Origin of the sequence: Colwellia hornerae, from assembly GCF_007954355.1 — a bacterium.
Lineage (GTDB): Bacteria > Pseudomonadota > Gammaproteobacteria > Enterobacterales > Alteromonadaceae > Colwellia_A > Colwellia_A hornerae.
Window position 1 is genome coordinate 208,849 of record NZ_VOLR01000002.1, and the last position, 19,771, is coordinate 228,619.

Annotated in this window: 17 protein-coding genes; 8 read left to right on the forward strand and 9 right to left on the reverse strand. The window is 37.1% G+C overall.

Annotated features, from left to right (window positions below; all coding sequences use genetic code 11):
* Window positions 1–365 precede the first annotated feature (365 nt).
* Entirely contained in the window at window positions 366–872 is a 507-nt protein-coding gene (locus ESZ26_RS02010) for a regulatory protein RecX (protein WP_146797184.1), read from the forward strand.
* 129 nt (window positions 873–1,001) lie between these two features.
* On the opposite strand, the gene ESZ26_RS02015 is transcribed toward ESZ26_RS02010, so the two are convergent.
* The 3 genes from ESZ26_RS02015 to ESZ26_RS02025 form a co-directional block, all read right to left on the reverse strand.
* Window positions 1,002–1,757: a substrate-binding periplasmic protein gene (locus tag ESZ26_RS02015; protein WP_146797181.1), complete on the reverse strand. Its 756-nt coding sequence runs from the start codon at window positions 1,755–1,757 to the stop codon at window positions 1,002–1,004.
* A gap of 549 nt (window positions 1,758–2,306) precedes the next feature.
* Complete coding sequence (locus ESZ26_RS02020; RefSeq protein WP_146797179.1) at window positions 2,307–3,068, reverse strand: type 2 periplasmic-binding domain-containing protein; 762 nt, start codon at window positions 3,066–3,068, stop codon at window positions 2,307–2,309.
* Between the two features lie 201 nt (window positions 3,069–3,269).
* Window positions 3,270–4,163: a LysR family transcriptional regulator gene (locus ESZ26_RS02025; protein WP_317615681.1), complete on the reverse strand. Its 894-nt coding sequence runs from the start codon at window positions 4,161–4,163 to the stop codon at window positions 3,270–3,272.
* Between the two features lie 235 nt (window positions 4,164–4,398).
* Between ESZ26_RS02025 and ESZ26_RS02030 the strand changes: the two genes are divergently transcribed.
* Entirely contained in the window at window positions 4,399–5,091 is a 693-nt protein-coding gene (locus ESZ26_RS02030; protein ID WP_146797177.1) for an SDR family NAD(P)-dependent oxidoreductase, read from the forward strand.
* A 122-nt stretch (window positions 5,092–5,213) separates the two neighbouring features.
* A complete protein-coding gene (locus tag ESZ26_RS02035; RefSeq protein WP_146797174.1) occupies window positions 5,214–6,197 on the forward strand; it encodes a Gfo/Idh/MocA family protein in 984 nt (327 codons plus the stop codon).
* Window positions 6,198–6,351: 154 nt separating this feature from the next.
* On the opposite strand, the gene ESZ26_RS02040 is transcribed toward ESZ26_RS02035, so the two are convergent.
* Window positions 6,352–7,020 (reverse strand): YiaD family glycine zipper/OmpA-like lipoprotein, encoded by a 669-nt coding sequence (locus tag ESZ26_RS02040; protein ID WP_146797171.1) that lies wholly within the window; start codon window positions 7,018–7,020, stop codon window positions 6,352–6,354.
* A gap of 309 nt (window positions 7,021–7,329) precedes the next feature.
* Here ESZ26_RS02040 and ESZ26_RS02045 point away from each other — a divergent pair, with 309 nt between their 5' ends.
* A complete protein-coding gene (locus ESZ26_RS02045) occupies window positions 7,330–7,647 on the forward strand; it encodes a hypothetical protein (RefSeq protein WP_146797168.1) in 318 nt (105 codons plus the stop codon).
* A 129-nt stretch (window positions 7,648–7,776) separates the two neighbouring features.
* Here the strand turns inward: ESZ26_RS02045 and ESZ26_RS02050 are convergent, their stop codons facing one another.
* The 3 genes from ESZ26_RS02050 to ESZ26_RS02060 form a co-directional block, all read right to left on the reverse strand.
* Complete coding sequence (locus ESZ26_RS02050; RefSeq protein ID WP_146797165.1) at window positions 7,777–8,484, reverse strand: pirin family protein; 708 nt, start codon at window positions 8,482–8,484, stop codon at window positions 7,777–7,779.
* 64 nt (window positions 8,485–8,548) lie between these two features.
* Window positions 8,549–9,499 (reverse strand): glutathione S-transferase family protein, encoded by a 951-nt coding sequence (locus ESZ26_RS02055; RefSeq protein WP_146797162.1) that lies wholly within the window; start codon window positions 9,497–9,499, stop codon window positions 8,549–8,551.
* Between the two features lie 72 nt (window positions 9,500–9,571).
* Complete coding sequence (locus ESZ26_RS02060) at window positions 9,572–10,021, reverse strand: DoxX family protein (RefSeq protein ID WP_146797159.1); 450 nt, start codon at window positions 10,019–10,021, stop codon at window positions 9,572–9,574.
* Between the two features lie 129 nt (window positions 10,022–10,150).
* On the opposite strand from ESZ26_RS02060, the gene ESZ26_RS02065 reads away from it, so the two are divergent.
* From ESZ26_RS02065 to ESZ26_RS02080, 4 genes are all read left to right on the forward strand, one after another.
* On the forward strand, window positions 10,151–11,038 hold the full coding sequence (locus tag ESZ26_RS02065; protein ID WP_146797156.1) for a LysR substrate-binding domain-containing protein: 888 nt from the start codon (window positions 10,151–10,153) through the stop codon (window positions 11,036–11,038).
* Between the two features lie 173 nt (window positions 11,039–11,211).
* Entirely contained in the window at window positions 11,212–11,418 is a 207-nt protein-coding gene (locus tag ESZ26_RS02070; protein WP_146797153.1) for a hypothetical protein, read from the forward strand.
* 426 nt (window positions 11,419–11,844) lie between these two features.
* A complete protein-coding gene (gene radA, locus ESZ26_RS02075; protein ID WP_070376542.1) occupies window positions 11,845–13,221 on the forward strand; it encodes a DNA repair protein RadA in 1,377 nt (458 codons plus the stop codon).
* A gap of 375 nt (window positions 13,222–13,596) precedes the next feature.
* Window positions 13,597–16,794 carry a DUF3427 domain-containing protein gene (locus tag ESZ26_RS02080; RefSeq protein ID WP_146797150.1) on the forward strand — a complete coding sequence of 1,066 codons (3,198 nt, stop codon included), beginning with the start codon at window positions 13,597–13,599 and terminating at the stop codon, window positions 16,792–16,794.
* 46 nt (window positions 16,795–16,840) lie between these two features.
* Here ESZ26_RS02080 and ESZ26_RS02085 read toward each other — a convergent pair whose 3' ends face one another.
* Window positions 16,841–17,839: a nuclease-related domain-containing protein gene (locus tag ESZ26_RS02085; RefSeq protein ID WP_146797147.1), complete on the reverse strand. Its 999-nt coding sequence runs from the start codon at window positions 17,837–17,839 to the stop codon at window positions 16,841–16,843.
* A gap of 76 nt (window positions 17,840–17,915) precedes the next feature.
* Entirely contained in the window at window positions 17,916–19,733 is a 1,818-nt protein-coding gene (locus ESZ26_RS02090) for a class I SAM-dependent methyltransferase (RefSeq protein WP_146797144.1), read from the reverse strand.
* Window positions 19,734–19,771: the final 38 nt, after the last annotated feature.

Genomic DNA, 19,771 nt, shown 5'->3' on the forward strand with positions numbered 1-19,771 from the left:
TCATTATACTCTATAGACTGAGAATAGTGTTAAATATTTAGGAAGTTTAATTACTATAGTATCGGTTTAAGTTCTAACGGTTAGCGTATTTAACCATTGAATTAAATGTTCGCTTTACATAAAGCGTAAAAATAGTTTATCGACTGATAGACTTCCCCCTTTATCACCAATAATTTTCTCAAAGAGATAACAGTAAAGTTTGACCCTAAAGCAGGTCAAGCGTTACTATAATGATGAAGGTGCAGTAAGATTTAGCTAAAGTAGCTTGGCCAATTTGCTCATCTAGTACTTAAATAACAACATCCATATTTGGGATATTTACACTCATGTTGAACGGTTATACGTTCCTTAATAAAAGTGATCGTATGTACAAAACTAAAAAAAGTACCAAGCCCCAAGAAATTTCTTACAAACGTGTTCAATCATACATGATGTGGATGATCGAGAGATACGGTGATTACTCAGCAAAGTCTTTATTGCAAAAAGCCAATTTATTGTTCAAAGATGATACTCAATATAACCAAACTGCCCTAGATTATTTAATTGAGCATGAAATTATAGATGATGCCCGTTATGCCAAAAGACTAACGCTTAGTCTTGCCGAAAGTAAAATAGGTCCAAATAAAATAAAAGAGAAACTTTATGCTAAGGGTTTTCAATCAACAACCATTAATGAGTGTATAAATGAACTTGAAACCTCAGAAGATGACTATTTTGATAAGGCGTTAGCGTTAAAAATAAGGAAATTTGGTGACGAACCTATTACTGATATAAAGTTGAAGCAAAAAGCTTTACGCCACTTAACGGCAACCAAAGGATTTTCATATGCAATTGCCAATAAAGCGATTACTTATAACCCTGAAGAAGAATAAGTAGTTTATCATTTGGCTTTATTTAATAAAAAGCAATCAAATAAAGTTAAAACCCTATGCTTATATTCACCGGTAAAAACCCAAGCATAGTGCGCGATTAAAATTATTATATTTTCGACCATTTTTTTGTTAATAATAATCTAATACTTTTTTAAACTGGCCGTTATTTTTCAAAAAAGAAATGGCTTGATTGATAAGAGGCAGTAACTTTTCGTGTTCTTTTCTTAATCTAATAACGACATCGCCTTTGGTATGTAAGGAAGCCAGTGTTATGGCAGTATTATGTTTTTCAGCCCAATATTGAGCAGCTCTTTCTTCTATAATGGCAACCTTAAAGCGCCCTTTTGCCAACCCTTTGACTAATTCACTTTCAGATAAGAAGTCAGCGCGGATAAACTTATCATCATCGAAATACGCATAGCCGGCTACCGTACCCACTAATTGTCCATAGGCCATTTCGGGTTGATTGAACTCAGAGGCCGTACAAGGCAATGTAACAAAATATTCTGTCACTTCAAATAAAGGAACGCTGCTAACATAATCAACACCAATCATTTTATCTTTAAACCAATTTGGGCTAACAACATCAAAGTCAATTTGACCTAATTCTAATGCGGTAACCGCACGTTTTACCGGCAAGTAGCTGGTTTCAGTAGGAATGGCGGCTTGTATCATGATGAGTTCGATTAACTCTATAATAATGCCAGGTTTTTGTTTATTACCACTATAACCAAACGGTACCCAAGCCGTGGTACTGCCTAAATCATATTTTAAAGTACTAGGAACAGTTTCAGCAAAACTGCAGACAGAGGATCCGAACGTGATTAAAACAGCCATTAAAAACATGACCAGATTACCCGTACATTTCATCTTTGCTATTATCATTTGAACATTCACTATATAAACCCCAGAGAGTTCTCATTTTTTCCTAAGCAGACGGTAAACAACCCAATACCTTTCTTTAACAATAACAGATAAAAAAGCAAGTTAGCTAATTGCTGTCACTGTTAGTCGATGTTGTCGCACTATTTTTACCAAAATGCAGCCCTTTCAAGTAATTTATTGTCTCACGAGAACAGATTAAAAGGATATTATCTATTTTATGTCTTTGTATATTAAAATTTAAATATTATGTGTTAATTTATCAAAGCACAAAAAATTTAAATTTTTGTTATTAAATACCTTACTGCAGCGTTAGTAGCATTGACTATAACATAGCGCGATTCACTGTCTATTTCGCCTGTCAATTTACATAATAATGATATAACGATTATTCATGTAAACGCTTATCCAAGATGAGTCAGTAAATGCTAGTAAGAAAGAGAGGTGTTATTGTAGATAATATGACCCAGTCCATTATTTTTTGTGACTTGAGTTAATATTTATAATCTTAAAGTATTCTTTGCCGCACGTTTAATTGATAATTAAATATTGTTAATTTTTCAAATAAGTTAACAATATTTCAGACCATACTTTATTATCTTTCATTTTTTGAATAATCAGCTCAATATCTTCAAAAATAGCGCTGTCTTTAGGTAAAACCATCACTTTTCTTACGTACCTGTCATGAGGATTAAGAGATAGATGAAATAGATCGCGATTTTTACTTTGCCTGGTAATATAGTCAAATGTAGATTGGCTAATTATCGCACTGTCTATTCTTTTACTGATCAGCATATTAAGTAATGCCTGTTCACTAATTGTATCGATACGATTTATTCTTTTTTTAGCCACTAGCTCATTAATGCCATAGTAATAGAAGCCACGCACTCCGCCAAAAGCAATATTTTCTAAAGAGGAAGGATCGCTGTACTCAATCGGTTTATTTTTTAGAGAGATAACTTCATCTTGGTCGGTGAAAACGGTTGAAGTCCATAAATATTTATTCTCTGCTTTGTCTTTAAACCAGATAGGATTAACACCTAATAATACGCCATTTAACTTTTCTTGCTTGATCATATGATCAATGCGTTTGCGCGGAATAAAGACTGTTTTAAAGCTATATTTTTTACTTTCACTGTTTAAAAAAACAGAGAAATCATAATAAAGCCCTTGTTCATTTTTTAAGTCAGTAATAAATGGTGGCTTAAGGTGGTAAACATAGACATTAACAACAATTTTTTCGACGGCTTGAGCAGTGAAAGAACAGCAAAAATAAAAGAATATAATAAGAGTAAGTTCTTTCGTTACTAACATATAGGGAAAGCCTTTTTACTTTTTAGTAAAGTCTGGTTTTATTAATAGTAGCACTTGATTTAAGTTAGCTAATAAATATTAAAATTGCAGTCAAAAGTGTCAATATCAGAACGCATAAAAATAAAGAAAGCGTAAAGGTAAATATTTCTCTTAGAATTTAGATTATTATCCATATAGATTAAGGGATATTAAGCGAATATTTTACTTTAATGAGGATATTTTATTAAAGTATTCTTTAGTAAATTCGATAAAAGTGCTCAGTTTATTCGACTGATGAATTAATTGTGGATAAATCATAAAAATCGTCTGCCCTGCTGGCATTTCATTTTCAAGTATAGTAACTAACGTTCCCTCTTTAATCTCTTGATCGACTAAATATTCAGGCACTCTAATAATACCTTCGCCCTTTAATGCTAATGTTTTCAGCATATGGTTATCGTTTATTTTCAACCAACCATCTACGGGCACTTCAACGTTTAAGAAGGACCAGGTTAATTGTTCTTGCCCCCTTAAACATTGGTGCGTTTTCAAATCGCTGGGCACCTTTGGTTTACTGTGCTTATCTAAATACTCAACAGAAGCACAACAGCAATGTTTATAAGGCAAGATAGCTTTTGCGACCATATTTAAAGGTGGTGAGTTGGTGGCACGAAAAGCCAAGTCAAAATCACTACGATTTAAATCAAAACGGGTGTAACTGGTGTCGATAGAAAACTCAATGGCAGGATGTAAAGCGCTAAACTTAGAAAAAATGTCGAGTAAAAACCTTTTGGTAAAGAGGCTTGGCGCTGTAATTTTTATAACACCTTCAATAGCATTGCCTTTATGACCTGCATTTCGCTCTAATTCTAAAACAGAGTGACGAATTTTATTTACACCGATTAAAACGCTTTCACCTTCTGCGGTTAAACGAACACTTCGTGTCGAGCGGATCAACAAGGCAAAGCCCATTTCCTTTTCCAGTCGGCGAATTTGAGCAGATAAATGGCCTCGTGATATTTGCAACTGTTGTGCCGCGACCGTAAAGCTTAAATGACGTGCAACTTCACTAAATAACATTAATCGTTCAAGTTTTTTATGCTCTTTATTCATCATCTGTCGCGCTTATTGTGTGTTATATAAAACAATGAATTTTATTTTGTTATATATTCATTTGCAAATTTTTAGTTAAAAATAGGTAATCATGTAATGACCTGCTTTATGTTTGCTTGGCTATGATAAATTTCACCAGCAGACGCTGACGCACTAACTAAAGCATTACAGCACACTGTGGTAAAAAACAATAAATCAACACTTTAACTAACCAATTCGAGTAAAAATAGGCATAAAAATGTTAAATATAAAAAATAAATGGGCGCTAGTAACGGGTGCTAGTCGAGGGATCGGTCTTCGAGTTGCTAAAGAGCTTGCTAAGCAAGGCTGTAAACTCATCATTCATTCTCGACAATTAGCTGGTACTAAAAGTTTACTTGATGAATTAACCGCAGCGGGTCATGAAGTTTATGCTGTCGCGGCTGAACTGAATTCAACCTCTCAAGTGGAGCACTTAATTACTGAAGTGAAAGCCTTGAGTAATAACCACCTAGATATACTCTATAATAATGCAGCAATCATGACAAAATATCAGCCGCTCTTTGCCCCGACGGCAGAAGAATATCTAACCAGCTTTATGGTTAATAGTATAGCACCAGCTAAGCTATGTGATGCTTTTCTTCCAGGCATGCTAGCGCGAAACTGGGGACGTATTGTTAATGTTTCTTCAGGCATTAGTGATCAACCTGAATTGATGGCATATAGTTGTTCAAAGGCTGCTCTTGAAAGGTATGTGCGCGATATGATGCCGACGCTATTCGGCACTAACGTATTGATGAACTTACTCGACCCTGGTTGGTTAAAAACAGATCTTGGCGGCTCCTTAGCCCCTAACGATATAGATTCAGTACTACCCGGGGCACTTATCCCCATATTATTAGAAAAAGAGCAAGGGAGTGGTCTTTTATTTTGCGCCCAAGATTATGCTTAGTATCTAGTTTTAGTATAAAGAGGCTAATGTCGCTTTCTCAAAATAGCTCGTCTGTGGAGCAAAGAGCATTAGAACGATGAGAAAATAATTTTTATTTATACCTTTATCTTGAGTAATAGTTAATGAAATCACTGAAAGATAGCAACATACGTTGGGGGATTATCGGTTTAGGTAATATAGCCAATAAATTTGCAACAGACTTATTAACGGTGAAAGATGCTGAGCTTTATGCCGTTGCTTCAAGAACACAGCAAAAAGCCAATGATTTTGCTGATAAGCATCATGCAACTAAAGCTTACAGCAGTTATAAAGCGCTCGTAAATGATAAAAATATTGACGCCGTTTATATAGCGACTCCACATTCAATGCATAAAGAAAATACGCTGTTGTGCTTAGCCAAGGGCATCGCGGTATTATGTGAAAAACCTTTTGCCATGAATACAGATGAAGTAGAAAGTATGATTGCTGCTGCAACGGCAAATAATACTCTGCTAATGGAAGGACTGTGGACCTATTTTCTTCCCCATTATAATTTTGTGTTAAATGAACTGATGGCTAAGACCTATGGTAATCTGCTTAAAGTTGAAGCAGATTTTGGCTTCACAAGAGAATTTACCCAAGAAGCTAGGCTGTTTAATAAATCATTAGGTGGAGGCAGTCTTTTAGATATTGGCATTTATCCTATTTTTGCGGCACTGACTACCCTTGGCGTGCCAGAGACAATAACAGCAGATGCAACATTTTTTGCTAATGGCGCCGACTCTTCCTGCTCAATGGTCTTTAACTATAAAAATAACGCGGTAGCCTTATTAAAATCGACACTTTTGGCGTCGACGCCCAGTGAAGCGGTCTTTTATTGTCAACAAGGCAATATTAAAATTAACAGTGGCTTTAATAGCCCTTCAACCGTTACTTTAATAACGGATACAAAAGAAGAACTGATCTCTTTTAATGGCAATACACATGGCTATGATCACCAAATTAACCATTTCAATAAACTGTTACGTCAAGGGAAAAAAGAAAGCCATATCATGACCTTTAACTTTAGTCGCCAGCTTATCGAGACTTTAGATAGCGTTAGAGCACTTATTAATTTGAAGTATTAATTTGAAATGTTGATGGTAGCACTATTAAAGTGATTTTAATGGTATCACCCATTTAACGCCAAGCGTCTTAGGCAATAAGCAATAAGCAATAAGCAATAAGCCGTTATTATCAATGCATATAACGCGATAATAACGGCTTTATTTTATTGACGCCTTATGACTGTTCTATCGGTAACAAGGTTATTTCAACACGGCGGTTAAGCTCGCGTCCTGCAGCTGTTTTGTTCGTTACTGCCGGTTGTGTCTCGCCAAAACCAACAGTTTCTATACGATCGCTAAGAATTTTTTGTCCGCGAAGATAATTAGCGACAGAGCCAGCTCGGTCTTCAGACAATTTCTGATTATGCTGGGCAGAGCCACTTGAATCAGTGTGGCCAGAAACAACAATAATTGTTTGGTTATATTCTTCAAGCACCAAAGAAACAGAATCTAATACGCTAGTAAAATTGCTGTTAATGTTTGAGCTGTTCGAAGCAAAAGTAATGTTGCCAGGCATAATAAGGTTAATTTTGTCGCCGTCGCGCGCAATACTCACGCCACTGTCGCGCAATTGCTTACGTAATTTAGCTTCTTGAGTGTCCATATAGTAGCCAATACCACCACCGATTGCGGCGCCACCTGATGCTGCGGCTAAAATACGTTTGTTGCGTGTTCTGCTGTCTTTGTCTTTATTGTCGATAAAGGCAATTACTGCTGCTAAGCTTGCGCCCGCCGTTGCGCCTATAGCTGTTTTACTGGTTTTACTGTCACCTGTGTAGGGATCAAATGTTGTACAGGCTTGTAGCAATAATATCGCAGATGCGGTGGTGATTATTTTTTTCATGGGGAATTTCCTTTATTGGCCTTATTGCTTATTGTACAAAGCTTGGGCTATTAATAAATTACTGCAGGAGCAGTCTTGCCGTTAGTGCTTTTGTCCGTGTATTTTAAGGCACAAAAAAACCCGATGGAGACTCGGGCCTGAATATATAACGAAAATACACATATCTAAAACAAAGCTAACTTTATACTTAATATTTATAACATTCAAGCTCCCTAAATTAATTACTGGCGTTATATTCACTGAGAAATGTTGTACCAAGAGCGTTAACTACTATATCTTAGCGGCATGAGTATTCTATGGAAAAAACCGATGGCGTTAGCAACAGATTTGAGACATTTTATTGACGAAGCGGGTAACGTACTCGAACTGACTGACCAAGCAAAAATGGTTTTCGTTTTTCTGAGTGAAATTGTATTAGCCCTTTCTGAAAATATTGAACAACCGCTCGTTAACGTTAACTTGAAATGTAATACCCGCGCTAAGCAACTCTCGTGTATTGGAGAAATTAAAGCAAAATCAATAACATTAGGGCTAATTGAATGGCATTGCGACACTTGCCAAGCTTGTGGAACGATTACTCATTGGCAAGGAACGCGTTGGGACAAGCAGCAACGCGTTCTACATTAGCTATAATTTAGTAAAAAGAAAATTGCTAGATAATATAAAAGCTAATACTAGACACGAACGCCAATGCGTAAAATATTCAAAACATACGATTTTAAAGGAACGTTCGTGGCTTACATTACACTGATTCAACTAATTAATCGTGTCGATAATAATCACTTCACAGTCAGTTAACGCCCTAAGTAAAATTGTCGTTGACTGAGTGACTTCAGCGCCATCTCCTGTGTTCATGATGATAATTTTTGAGTTGTCCTCTACTTTAAACATACCTGCTGAGGCTAATATATAAGCTTGATGGTCAATGTTATGCTCAAAAACAGTTCCTTTCGCTAACTTGCCTCCATATATACGCGTTTCTTGGTTAATAAACAGCGCCTTATTTTTATCTGCTGGGTAGCCTGATACTAACAATGTCAGCGCTGATAGCTGCTCAGTAGGAAATTTCTTACTTTCCCAACGGGGTGTCACATCAGTTTTATTAGTTTCAATCCAAATTTGATAAAAAGTTAATGGATTCTTAGTGCGATTATATTCTGAATGCACAATACCTGTACCTGCACTCATCACTTGAACCTCACCCGCTTTTGTTGTGCCTTTATTGCCCGTACTGTCTTGATGAGTGAGCGCACCTGAACGAATAAAACTGATAATTTCCATATTACGGTGTGAATGCGAAGGAAAGCCCATCCCCTGTTCAACCCAATCATCATTAACAACACGTAACTTTCCAAATCCCATTCGGCTTGGATTGTAGTAATTAGCAAAGCTAAAATGATGTTTAGATTTAAGCCAGCCATGGTTAGCGCTACCTAAGCTTTTATAGGGGTAATGTTTTATCATTGTATTTTCTCAGTATTTATTTATCTAGCTTCATTTATCAGTTAAACCTTTAACCTAATAACCATTAATATTGACGGTTACGGTTATGTGGCACATCAAAGTGTTCCGCGGCGCCTAAAGGGATAATACCCGTTGGATTAATCGTTAAATGACTCGCGTAGTAATGGGTCTTAGTGTATTCCAAGTCAACGGTCTCTTTAATTCCAGGTAGTTGATAAAGTTCATTAACATAGTTCTTAATATGATGAAATTCGCTTATTTTTTGGCGATTACACTTAAAGTGACCATGATATACCGCATCAAAACGGATCAATGTGGTGAACAAGCGCCAGTCAGCTTCGGTTATTTTGTCAGCCACTAAGTAACGCTGTTTTGATAAGAGCTCTTCTAGCCAATCTAAGCTATCAAATAAATCTTGGTATGCATTATTATAAGCACCTTGCGTAGTGGCAAAGCCAGCTTTATAGACACCATTATTAATAGTGTCATAAATTCGCGTATTTAGCGTTTCTATCGCTTCACGTTGCTCAACGGGGTAGTAATCATCAACATTACCGGTTAATTCGTTGAATGCTGAATTAAACATTCTACTGATTTCAATGGATTCATTATTAACAATCGTCTGAGTTTTTTTATCCCATAAAATAGGGACAGTCACACGTCCTTCATAGCTAGGGTCTGCTTTTAGATATAATTGATAGGCATAATCCAATTGATAAAGTGGATCACCCTTTTCGCCAAACGCCCAACCATTTTTCATCATTTTAGCTTCAACAACACTCACCGAAATAATTGTTTCAAGTTGCTTTAACTTTCTAAAGATTAACGTTCTGTGTGCCCATGGGCACGCTAACGAAACATATAAATGGTAACGGCCAGCTTCCGGTTTAAATTGACTGTTTTCATCTGATGAAATTTGACTTCTAAAGCGACTATCTTGACGAACAAACTGCCCTTTACTTTTATTGGTGTCATACCATTGGTCGACCCATTTACCGTTAACGATTAGTCCCATAACATACTCCTTAAATTTATTGCTTTAGCCAGTATTATTGGTACTGACAGGTGATTTAGCTATTTTTCAATGTTAAGTGTTTTTAATTAGTTTTAGATATACATGACTATCAACAGAGTATCTCCCGCCGCCTTGCACACATAGCGCAAGCGTTATCGCTAATAACGATAAGGCAAACTCATAACCGTTATTACTCATAAACAGGCCATTACTGATATGGACACTAAATATGGCCACTATCATGGTAATAGCCAACACAACACTGACAGGTCTAGTGAGAAAACCAATCAATAATAATATGCCACCAAAAAACTCAGCGCTACCAGCCATTAAAGCCATAAAGAAACCCGGCGCAAGCCCTATAGATTCCATCCACTGTCCGGTTCCCTCTAATCCATAACCGCCAAACCAAGCAAATAACTTTTGCGCACCATGGGCGGTAAAAATTAATCCTGCAATTAATCGCAGCGGTAAACTTGATAAAGATTGTTCAGTTTTAGTGATGGTATTTATAAATGTCATTGTAATTCTCTTTAATTGGTAATGATTTAATATGTAGCTATTGTAGAGGTTGAGTTGTTATTGAATAACCCCTATTATTTGTTTGGTATGTTCAAATAATTTGAACAATTAAAAGTCTGGATAATAGCCATGAAAACGCCACCTATTAGTATTGAAGCATTACTTGTATTAGATGCTATTGAAACACGTGGCACTTATGCGGCAGCGGCAGAACAATTGAATAAAGTTCCTTCAGCGCTTTCTTATATCATTCAGAAACTTGAAGAACAGTTAAACGTGACACTCTTTCAACGACAAGGGCGCCGCGCCGTGCTAACGCCAGCAGGCAAGCATTTATTATCAGAGGGCCGTAAAGTACTAACGGCCATTAATACCCTTTCAGAACAAACTCAAACAATTGCTAATGGTTGGGAACCCAAGATCCGTATTGCTTGTGATTCTATTATTGATATAAAAACTATTTTTAAAGGTATAGAAGCATTTTTAATTGCCCATCAAAATATTGAAATTGATGTGCGAGAAGAAGTGATGAACGGTACGTGGGAAGCATTAATTGAAGACAAGGTCGACTTAGTGATTGGCGCCCCTTCACCGGTGCCCAATCAAAAAGGTATCAGGGCAATAAAAATTGCAGTGTCTGAAAATGTTTTAGTGGTTAACAAAGCACATCAATTAGCTCTTATTGAAGGGCCGCTTAAATCAGCACACTTATCAAAATATAGGAATGTCGTCGTTCATGACTCAGCTCAACATGAAATTCCCTGGTCAGTTAATATTATCCAAGGCAGCCAACATTTTTTTGTCAGCTCGATCGCGATAAAAATTGAAGCGATTATTGCAGGGATTGGCATCGGATACTTACCCAAAAACCTCATCCAACATCATCTTCAATCAGGCCAACTGGTGGTTATTAAATTAGCAGAAGAGCGCCCACCGCAAGATTTATTTATGGCATGGAAAATAACCAACAAAGGTAAAGGATTAAATAAGTTAATCACTATTTTATCGGCACAATAAACTAGCAATAATAGTTAACCTTAAGCCATTAATTATTAATATAAATATCATTAATACAAGAGTAGACGTTTTTATCTATTTCATTTAAAGTCGCCCCCACAATTTGAGCTTAAAACCTAATCCTTTTTCTGCCGATAACTTTTTTGACGGATAAGTGTGTGAGATACCATTCAATGAATAATAACCTTTGGGAACAACTATTTTCTATCAGCGATACCTTAAATGAATCTACGGAATTAAAAGAAGAAAAACTCAAAATATTAATCAAACATTTAGCCTCTATTAATATCACCCATGAACGCTCATTTGATCCAGCTGAAAATTTTGAAGCCTATGTCGCGGTAAATTTATGTGAAGCTATACACAAGGTTTTAAAGTAAAACTAAAACGTAATGCAGCAGTAACAACCGAGCTAAAGTCTAGGTTGTTACTTATTTTAGCCAAGATAATTTTAGAATAACCGTGGTTTAATACCAAGTAAATGTCGATTCAAATGGCATAGTTAATTTGGCAAGCTACTAACGCTATTAAATAAATTTTTTGATAAAAGTTCACCACAAGCTTGTGGTACGCTAAAATTAATTATCTCTTTGCACCTATTACCTTCTCAAAAAAGATAAATCACTTATATTAACCTAGGCTATATTTTTGCTTCTTCACCTGAGCTTGTGGTTAAATACGCGAGAGCAATAGAAATAAACTCAAAATTTATTAATCGATTAATCGTATTGACTCAAGTGTCTGGCTAGCTAAACAATATGACTAGCACGATATAATAACCCCACAAATAAATTATTAAGAATATTATGGCAAAAGATAAAACAACTTATGTTTGCACTGAATGTGGTGAAAATCATCCTCGATGGTTAGGTCAATGTTCAAGTTGTTCGGCTTGGAACAGCATCACAGAGTTTAAAGAGTCCAAGGTGATAACCCAGCGCACGCCAAGTAAAAACGCTCACCGAGGTTACTCTAAAGAAGATGCCAAGATAGATAAGTTGAGTGAAGTCTCTGATATGGACTTAACGCGATTTGACACCGGTAGCTCTGAATTCAATCGAGTGTTGGGCGGTGGTATTGTTGAAGGCTCTGTTATTCTTGTCGCGGGCGACCCAGGTGCGGGTAAAAGTACATTATTGTTAAAAACATGTGCTCATTTAAGCCAAATTGGTAAATCGTTATATACCTCAGGCGAAGAATCTAAAGGCCAAGTAAGAGACCGCGGTTTAAGGTTACAGGCCGATATTTCTAAAATTGACATAATGAACTCTGGTGACGTCGAGCTTATCTGTAATGTCATGGTTACCGATGGTTATAAATTCCTTGTTGTTGATTCTATTCAGACGGCATTTATTAGTTCACTGCCCAATTCTCCGGGCGGCGTTACTCAAGTTAAAGAATCCGCTGCTATGCTAAACCGGCTAGCAAAAGAGCATGGCGTTACCGTAATATTAGTTTGTCATGTGTCTAAATCAGGAGATATGGCTGGGCCGAGAGTACTTGAACACATTGGCGATTGCATGTGTAAAATAGAACCAGAAGCTGACAGTAAATACCGCACGCTTAGAACCTCTAAAAACCGCTTTGGCGACACCACAGAAATAGCCACTTTTGCCATGACAGCCAAAGGTATGCAAGATGTAGTAAACCCGTCAGCCATTTTTTTGGATAAAGATGGTGCTGAATCAAGTGGAAACATGGCCTACGCATCAAACGATACCGGCAGAACTTTATTAATCAATATTCAATCATTGGTCACCGAGTCTCAAGCTGAAAATCCTATTAGAGGCGGTGTTGGTTTTGATTATAAACGCATGCAAATGCTGCTAGCCATATTGAGAAGTCGTATGGGAGTCAATATTGGTGGTAATGATATTTACGTAAACGTGGTTTCAGGTGTTAACTTAACCAAAGATGTTGGCTCAGATCTGCCTTTGATCCTCGCGATGATATCGTCATCTAGAGAACATAAGTTTTCGGTCAATACTATCGCCTTTGGAGAAATAGGTTTAGACGGCAGTGTAAGACCCGTGCCTTCAGGTGAAGAGCGTGTCAAAGAAGCAATTCGTAACGACTTTAAAGTTATTATATTACCCAAACGTAATTACAATAAACGCTTAGAAACTAAAGGTGTTACCTTGATACCCGTCTCTCATGTGAAAGACGTGCTAGAAATCTTCTAACCTTAGCACTTGTATGTAAAAATAAAGGTCAGCAACCTAGTTAAGTAGTAATTAAGTTTGTTGACCTCATTTTTTGTGATGAAGAGAAGATGCTGACAATAGCTGGGGGATGAATATTTTTCAGTATTTCACTACACTATTTATAATGGCGCATGACTTTCTTGGCCTGTTTGATTATTTAAGATAAAACATAAGGGTATTAAACGCCTCCTTAGTATGAATCTTTAACCCTGACACTAAAATATAGATTGAGACGGTAAGTAAGTCCTCTAAGTGCCCTTCCTTTTTTTAATAATCTCTAAATTTTGTCATTCCTCTTTAACCACTTTTCAGATATCCTTGAACTAATAAAGTGTTAAATTAAAAGGGATTTTAATGAATCAAACTGGGCTCTATGAACAGCTAATAACTCAATTAGTTGAACAAAATTTAAATCGTAAAACCTTTCATGTTGGTGAGCGGTTATTAGAGGCTGGTGAAGCGGCAACTTGGTTATCTCGCTTTTTAACGAGACTTATCGAAGTTGCTATAGATTCGGTGCCCGCTGGTGATGCTAGAGTCAGTGATCAAATAGGGCTAGCAAATACTATTATTCAGTGGCTTAGTAAGCATATTCGAGATGATAAGTTAATCAGTGAAAATCTACTCGATAGCCAAGGGAAAATTCTTACCGCCCTATTTGAGAAAACTAATCCTATTGCTGCTGATTTACCTAAGTATGTTGAATCAATTATGCCGATAACGGGACTAACGCAAAGTGAATTATTTTGCGGTAGCAACGTTGGCGTATCGTTAGAGACTGAAATAAAAAGAGAGATCCAATCTTCTGATAAAATATATTGGCTCGTTTCATTTATAAAATGGACCGGAATTCGAATATTTAAAAAAGAGTTAGAGTCTTTTACTCGTAGCGGCAAACAGCTAAAAATAATAACAACTTCTTACATGGGGGCTACCGATGCAAAAGCCGTAGAGTTTTTAGCATCTCTACCCAACACCCAAGTAAAGCTAAGTTACAATACGAATCGCGAACGCCTGCACGCGAAATCTTATTTATTCATCCGAAACACCGGCTTTGATACCGGTTATATTGGCTCATCTAATTTATCTCATTCGGCTTTAACCAGTGGCTTAGAGTGGAACCTAAAAATAACGTCACAAGAAATCCCACATATTATTAAGAAATCACTCAGTACCTTTGAAACTTATTGGGAATCTCCTGACTTTGAAGACTTCGATGGAGAAATTGAAAGTCGTGAAAAGTTAACTAACGCACTGCAAGAAGCAAAAGGGACATTTAATCCACCCAACGCTAATTTCTATTTTGATATCAAACCTCATTCACACCAAGAAACTATATTAGCAAAGTTACAGGTTCAGCGTGAGCTACATAACAGATATCGAAACTTGGTGGTCGCAGCAACAGGTACAGGGAAAACGATCATTTCTGCTTTTGATTTTTCACGTTACTATGATAAAAATCCTCAAGCAAAATTTTTGTTTATTGCTCACAGAGAAGAAATTCTCAAACAAGCGTTAGGTGCATACCGTGGCGTATTAAAAAACAGCACGTTTGGTGAGCTGTGGGTGGGTAATAACAAGCCCAACAAGTATCAACACCTCTTTGCCTCAATTCAAAGTTTGAATAATCAAATTAATACCTTAGCATTAAGTGAAGATTACTTTGATTATATCGTTATTGACGAAGTTCATCATATATCAGCAAGCAGCTACCGTGCGGTATTAAGGCACTTTAGCCCTCAAATATTATTGGGTTTAACAGCTACGCCGGAACGACATGATGGTACTGACATTTTAAGCGATTTTTGTCATGTTATTGCTGCGGAAATTAGATTACCAGAAGCGATAAACCAACGTCACCTATCGCCCTTTCAATACTTTGGCATAGACGATGATACCGACTTAACAAGAATACCTTGGTCTAAAGGTCGTTATGATATTGCAGAATTAACGCACCTTTATACCCATAACGATCAACGAGTGTTACGTATTTTACAAAGCCTTAGCGAGCTTATTATAGATATAGCTCAAATGCGCGCACTGGCATTTTGTGTCAGTAAGGAACATGCAATCTTTATGGCTAAAAAGTTCACACTACATAATATTGCTTGTGGTGTGTTAACCAGCGATAACAGTAAAGACCGTGATATTTTACAGCAACAACTCAGATCAAAACAAATCAATGTATTGTTTGTTGTCGATATATTCAATGAAGGTGTCGATATCCCCGAATTAGACACTTTGCTCTTTTTACGCCCAACTGAAAGTTTAACAATATTCCTTCAGCAACTAGGCCGTGGTCTACGCTTAACCAAGGATAAAGAATGTTGTACTATTTTAGATTTTGTTGGTAACTCGCGCCCAGAATACGACTTTTCTCATAAATTTAGAGCCTTAGTGGGTAAAACTAATCAAGCGATATCAAAAGAAGTTAAACAAGGCTTCCCTCACCTACCTTTAGGTTGCCGTATTGAGTTACAAGAAAAAACTCAAGCGATGATCTTGAAAAACATGAGTCAAGCAACCTTAAATAAAAACAAATTAATTAGCTTAATAACTAACTTTCCACATGCGACAGACTTACCGTTAACCCTGACTAATTTTTTACAGTTTCATCCTGACATTACCCTAGAAGATATTTATAAGATTAAAATAGGGACTTTGGGCGGTTGGACTGTATTACTTGCTGCTAGTAAAAACACACAAATAACACCAGAAAACAAAGCCCTTTATGCTGCTTATTATCGTGCTATTAATAATCGTTTTCTCAACTGTTCGTCAATCTCATATTTACGTTTTATTAAAACACTTTGCGATAACAACTTTACTATGCCGGTAATAAATGCTGATAGCAATACAGTAAATAATCTACCGCAGTTTGCTTTGATGTGTCATTACGATTTTTGGAATAAAGCAGGAAAACAAGCAGGCTTTAATAACTTGGACGAAAGCTTAACTGCACTGAAAAACACCATACTGCTTAGCGAGCTAACTGAAGTTATTTTAATACTTATTGATCGACTCGAGGTCAGCGAGTTTACCATGCCAAAAGTTAACAATTTGCGGGTAGATTCATCACCACTGAACATGCATGTTCGTTATCCAAAAGAACACATTCTGGTCGCTTTTGGTGATAGTACCTTCGCTAAAAAGTCATCAAGTCGAGAAGGTGTTTTAGATATTCCTGAAGCTAACACTCAATTGTTGTTTGTGACTTTAAATAAATGTGAAAAACAATTTTCTGCTACCACCATGTACCATGATTATGCGGTTAGCCCAACGCTATTTCATTGGCAAACACAAAACAGTGCCAGACCAAGCTCAGGTCGAGGTTTAGGTTATATAACGCAAAAAGAGCACAATAAAACCTTCTTGTTATTTGTGCGTGAGCAAGGTAATGATGAGAACGGCAGAACTATGGGTTTTGTTAATTTTGGCCCTGTCGATTTTGTTAAGTATGAAGGGAGCCAGCCGATGAATATTACTTGGGAGCTTAAACATCCCATGCCAGCTTACTTATGGCATGAGACGGCTAAATTGGCGATTGGTTAATAAAACTAAAGTAATGAACTGATTGCTACAGGTATATTGTAGTCGCTTAATCTGTATAGATTAATGATGTACTCATTACACAAACTGGACAGGTCAGGGTATACCGTTCTTTTTTCTTATTTACCTTAGTTTTTTTACTTGCACAAATAACACAAGGTGATTTCATTGGTGTGTTTGCAGAACAACTACTACATTTTACAAAGTAGCCAAACTTCCCCCACATCGGCTCTAAAGTATCTTTTTTATGACATTGTTTGCATTGTAATTGCAATTCAGTGTGCTCGTTAGAGCAAGTACTTTCAAGATCTGAACCATCATGTTTACTTGGCAAAACATCAACATTTTCTAGTGGTTTGTTGTTGATTTCCCCCTCAACTTTATTTTCTGAATTATTACGTTGTAAAATAAAATCACAAATCCTGGCAGCCTCACCACTATTAAACCAAGGTCTTTTCTCTGCTTTAAAAAAAGTAAGTGGACTAGGTTTTGAAGATGAAAGATTCATAAGTTTGGTAACGGCATCGACAATAAACTCAGATTTGATCAGTTTTTTTGCCAGTTCATCTGGTGCATCTGCTCGGTTAATAATTGCATTACTAGAGATCGCACAAAGTTGCTCCCATTGACGCCCGCCAAAGCCTTTTTGTAATGTTTCTAGGCCGAAAATCTTATCGAGTAATACTGAATCGTGCTCTTGAAGCAATTGCTTTAATAAATCTTTTTGCAACTCGACTTGTTTAATTGGTGAAGGTATTCCATACCACTTACCGTTATAGCTTCGACTCCATTCTTGATACTTATTGACCGTTAGTTCGCCAGTAATACTTTTAGATTCAATTAAAATAAAACCAAAAGTATGCATAATAAGGTGATCTATTTGAGCTGTTTCATTATTGTGGTTAAGTTTGATATCGTTAAATACAAAAACCTGTTCATGATCCTTAAAGGCACGTCGTAGATAAAAGGCCACATCGAGTTCTTGTTTTTGGCCAGCATTGATTATTGCGCTTGAACTAATTGTTTTTACTTTGTCTTTTATGATCATAATACTTCCTTATAAATGATCCTTTAAAATAATGCTAATTCATGATGAATAATTAGGGATAAAATAGCGTTAAATACTACCAGTCTGCCAACTGCTGCATTTCTTTCAATCGGCCGCGCTGCATCATCAAAGCTTCAAATAAATCATCTACCGATGAGTTGTCTGAGCTTAGTCCAGGTAACGCTATGTTAGCTTCAGCAAAGAAACGTTGTCTCTGCTCATTCTTTAATAACGCTGCAGGCTTTACACTTTTTAAGAAGGCTGACTGATTAGTTAAGATATTGGTGTCATCAAGCCAAGCAATTTGCCACCAGTGTTGAATGCTTGCTTTTGCCTGTTTGAGTTTCTGCTCTGTCGGGAGTCGATCACTTTTTTGGTTGTTAATTTTACTGTCAGTTGGCAGCAAATTCCATAAGTCGTTATTAGGCCAACGAGCAAAAGGCATACTGTGGTCAATATCATATTTTTGTTTTAATGACTTTTGCGACCAAACACATCGGATCTGCTCTTGTGCTGGTAAGACTTCTTTGAGCTGATCAAAACGATTACGTACTTCAGTTGTTGTCCGCTTAGGCTCTAACCAGTTTAGGGCTTGGTGCAAATGATATTGCTTCTCAGGCGATTTATAATGACTGTTGCCCGCATAACTTGCCATGGTTTTTACCCATTCACTGACGAGCACAGGCTCAATCCAACAAGCGTAACGATTAAATGCTAACCACGTTGCTTCTGGCAATGAGAACTCGCCCCACTGTGCTAGTGTTTGTAAATCAAGAAATATACTGTCTTTAGCTTTGACGGTTTTACTGGCAACCTCAAAAACAGGTTGGTGACTATTGGGCTGAGTAATAAAGCGACAAGGCATTGTTTTAATGTTGCTAACAGCGGATGTAATTGTTTTGTGCAATGCTATGGCATCATCACCGGTAAATAAATTACCAATACAATAATCTGAAGCTGTTCGATGCGTTAATTTATGCCAGCCATTAGCTTTCATAAAGCCCATATTGGGACTTTTATTGGGTGTTTGAAATATCTTATGTGTATCAATTAAGTCTTTATATTGGTGACACCAATAAAGAGCAATTAAGCCAACGGGCAATATAACGCGATCGCCCTCACGCCGTAGCACAGCGCCAGCGTGACCGTCGGCAATACGCAATAACACTCTTAACAAGGCAAGCTTGTGGGTGGCTGATTTACCATCGTTTAATGCTACATGGCGAATAAATGGAAATGCGCCCGTGCCATCGTCTGGCATTTGCAAGACTACCGTTTGCCAAGAAACGTGGTTTCTTCCAAGTTTATCTGCTTCTTTTGCGGTTTCTAGTAACGTGAACAATCCAACACCAGCGGCTAACGACTTCAATTCATCCGCGCAAACGTTATGCATTTTACGTGTTTGGCGTTCTTCATCTGTTTGTCCGTGACGCAGCGAAATAACCAGCTTTCCACCTGGTTTTAATAGATTAGCCAGTTTGCGAATTGAGCGAGCACGGTCACTTATTGGAATATGCATCCATACTGCGCTGAGGAGTATTAAATCAAAACTGACTTCTTGTTTAGTAATAATACTTAATGCGGGCAATGAGTCAGTAAGCCACTTTACCTTGAGACCCGATGTTTGACGCGCTCCAAGCTCTGCCAGCATATCTGCAGGTTCAACTGCAAACACTTGAGTATTGTTTTTATCGCGATGTGTTTGTATAGCAAGTTGAGCGATGTACTTAGCATCTCGACCGGAACCAGCACCAAGATCGAGAATACGCGCATGAGGATTTTTTATAATACCCGGCAAAAATTCGGACCAGCTTTGATGGACCTCTTCGAAAGATTTTGAAAGGTATTGCTGAGCTAATTCATTAGCATTGTCGTTATAAAATTGTGGTGCCAATTACATCATCCTAATGTGCCCTGCTGTGCAGTTTCATC

What these genes read in the sequence shown, in the direction of transcription:
- ESZ26_RS02010 (WP_146797184.1), top strand. Translation starts at nt 366, where the DNA reads ATGTACAAAACTAAAAAAAGTACCAAGCCCCAAGAAATTTCTTACAAA.
- ESZ26_RS02015 (WP_146797181.1), bottom strand. Translation starts at nt 1,757, where the DNA reads ATGATAATAGCAAAGATGAAATGTACGGGTAATCTGGTCATGTTTTTA.
- ESZ26_RS02020 (WP_146797179.1), bottom strand. Translation starts at nt 3,068, where the DNA reads ATGTTAGTAACGAAAGAACTTACTCTTATTATATTCTTTTATTTTTGC.
- ESZ26_RS02025 (WP_317615681.1), bottom strand. Translation starts at nt 4,163, where the DNA reads ATGATGAATAAAGAGCATAAAAAACTTGAACGATTAATGTTATTTAGT.
- ESZ26_RS02030 (WP_146797177.1), top strand. Translation starts at nt 4,399, where the DNA reads ATGTTAAATATAAAAAATAAATGGGCGCTAGTAACGGGTGCTAGTCGA.
- ESZ26_RS02035 (WP_146797174.1), top strand. Translation starts at nt 5,214, where the DNA reads ATGAAATCACTGAAAGATAGCAACATACGTTGGGGGATTATCGGTTTA.
- ESZ26_RS02040 (WP_146797171.1), bottom strand. Translation starts at nt 7,020, where the DNA reads ATGAAAAAAATAATCACCACCGCATCTGCGATATTATTGCTACAAGCC.
- ESZ26_RS02045 (WP_146797168.1), top strand. Translation starts at nt 7,330, where the DNA reads ATGGCGTTAGCAACAGATTTGAGACATTTTATTGACGAAGCGGGTAAC.
- ESZ26_RS02050 (WP_146797165.1), bottom strand. Translation starts at nt 8,484, where the DNA reads ATGATAAAACATTACCCCTATAAAAGCTTAGGTAGCGCTAACCATGGC.
- ESZ26_RS02055 (WP_146797162.1), bottom strand. Translation starts at nt 9,499, where the DNA reads ATGGGACTAATCGTTAACGGTAAATGGGTCGACCAATGGTATGACACC.
- ESZ26_RS02060 (WP_146797159.1), bottom strand. Translation starts at nt 10,021, where the DNA reads ATGACATTTATAAATACCATCACTAAAACTGAACAATCTTTATCAAGT.
- ESZ26_RS02065 (WP_146797156.1), top strand. Translation starts at nt 10,151, where the DNA reads ATGAAAACGCCACCTATTAGTATTGAAGCATTACTTGTATTAGATGCT.
- ESZ26_RS02070 (WP_146797153.1), top strand. Translation starts at nt 11,212, where the DNA reads ATGAATAATAACCTTTGGGAACAACTATTTTCTATCAGCGATACCTTA.
- radA (WP_070376542.1), top strand. Translation starts at nt 11,845, where the DNA reads ATGGCAAAAGATAAAACAACTTATGTTTGCACTGAATGTGGTGAAAAT.
- ESZ26_RS02080 (WP_146797150.1), top strand. Translation starts at nt 13,597, where the DNA reads ATGAATCAAACTGGGCTCTATGAACAGCTAATAACTCAATTAGTTGAA.
- ESZ26_RS02085 (WP_146797147.1), bottom strand. Translation starts at nt 17,839, where the DNA reads ATGATCATAAAAGACAAAGTAAAAACAATTAGTTCAAGCGCAATAATC.